Origin of the sequence: Micromonospora sp. ATA51 (assembly GCF_016802855.1) — a bacterium.
GTDB lineage: Bacteria > Actinomycetota > Actinomycetes > Mycobacteriales > Micromonosporaceae > Micromonospora > Micromonospora sicca.
Map to the genome: position 1 here is coordinate 1 of NZ_JAEVHJ010000687.1, position 1,120 is coordinate 1,120.

General features: G+C 77.2%; 2 pseudogenes. Both read right to left on the minus strand.

Going from position 1 to position 1,120, the window contains the following annotated elements:
* Positions 1–596 (minus strand): annotated as a pseudogene (locus JNW87_RS38965) (bifunctional adenosylcobinamide kinase/adenosylcobinamide-phosphate guanylyltransferase); the annotation flags it as partial.
* Positions 597–690: 94 nt separating this feature from the next.
* Positions 691–1,120, minus strand: a pseudogene (locus JNW87_RS38970) (hypothetical protein); the annotation flags it as partial.

Genomic DNA, 1,120 nt, shown 5'->3' on the forward strand with positions numbered 1-1,120 from the left:
GCCTGGCCGGGGGCCGGCCTGCGCGGGCACCGCGGCGGCCCGCGGGGCGGCGGCCGGCTTCAGCCAGGTCGGCTGCCCGGCGACGACCAGCACCACGGCGTCGCAGGCGTCGGCGACCGCGCGGTTGGTCGCGCCCAGCGCGTCGGTGAACGCCCGGCCGAGCGGGGTGGTCGGCACCAGGGAGAGCCCGACCTCCGGGGTGACCAGCACGACCCGCGCGGCGCTCGCCCGGATCGCCGCCGCCAGTTCCGTCACGGTCGCGGTGTCGTCGGCCGGCTGGTGGGCCGGGTCGAGCAGCACGGTCACCCAGCCGCCGAGGTCGTCGACGAGCAGCGTCTCGTTCGACCCGGCGGCGGCGATGACGTCGGCAGCCGGCGCGGGTCGTCGGCCGTCTCCTCGGTCGTCCAGCTGCCCGGCCGCCGGGCCCGGTGGGCCGCCAGGCGGGTCGCCCACTCGGTGTCCTCCGGGTCCCCAGCGGGCGCGGTGGCCACGTAGCGGACCGTCGGTGCGTCGGCGACCAGCGATTCCGCGAACTCGGACTTGCCGGACCGGATACCGCCGAGCACCAGGAGCGTGTTCCACCCGTCAACGGACATGCCCGTACCTTAAAGCCGCCCGGCGGGTCGCCGCCCGCCGCCCCGTACGCCGCCCGGCCGGCGGACGACGTGCCGGCCGTCCGGGCGGCGGGGCTCAACCGCAGTGCTCGAAGGGGCTGCCGTAGCTGGCCCCGGCCACCGCGCCGCCCCATTTCACGCAGGCCCCCGCGGCGCTCGCCCGGACCGGGCCGGCGTAGTACTCGAACGCGCCGCTGTCGATGCTGCGGGCCTTCCCCTGCACCTCCAGGTACGCCGAGACGGTGGTGGCCCGGCCGACGTCGGTGTCCTTGAGGGTGACCACGCAGTTGTAGCCGTTGCCGGCGTTGTAGAGCAGGTAGACCCGGCCCCTGCGGGTCCCGCCCGCGGTCAGCGCCGCCGAGTCGATCACCTGGTAGCCGCTGCCGCACGCCTGACCGGCCGTGTACGGGTTGGGCTTCTCCGGCGCGCTCGTGGTGCCGGTCGGCTTCGGCGTACCGGTCGCGCCGCCGGCCGGCCGGCTCGCCGCCGGGGCGGCCCGGTGAAGG